1 protein-coding gene is annotated in these 295 nt (G+C 67.8%); it reads left to right on the top strand.

Features of this window, described 5'->3' with window-relative positions; all coding sequences use genetic code 11:
• Positions 1–69: 69 nt before the first annotated feature.
• Positions 70–295 (top strand): ATP-binding cassette domain-containing protein (locus EN850_RS35570; protein ID WP_136093074.1); only part of this gene is annotated, 226 nt, incomplete at its 3' end.

Raw genomic sequence — 295 nt, 5'->3', positions numbered from 1 at the left:
CAGCGGCCGGCACCACCGCGGGTGCCGGGTGTGCAACCCGGCCGGGGCCCCAACCCGTACAATGTCCGGATGCCTCTGATTACTCTGCAGAACGTCGACTTCAGCGTCGGCGGCCCGTTGTTGCTGGAAAAGGCCGAACTGTCGATCGAGCCGGGCGAACGCATCGCCCTGATCGACCGCAACGGCGCCGGCAAATCCACCCTGCTCAAGCTGCTCTCCGGCGACCACAAGCCCGATGACGGCGAAGTGCGCGTGCAGCAGGGCGTGCGCGTCACCCGCCTCGAGCAGGAAGTGC

It is taken from the genome of Mesorhizobium sp. M8A.F.Ca.ET.207.01.1.1 (assembly GCF_004794715.1).
Lineage (GTDB): Bacteria > Pseudomonadota > Alphaproteobacteria > Rhizobiales > Rhizobiaceae > Mesorhizobium.
Note: the sequence above shows the minus strand (reverse complement) of the source record. Positions and strands in the feature narration are given on the sequence as shown.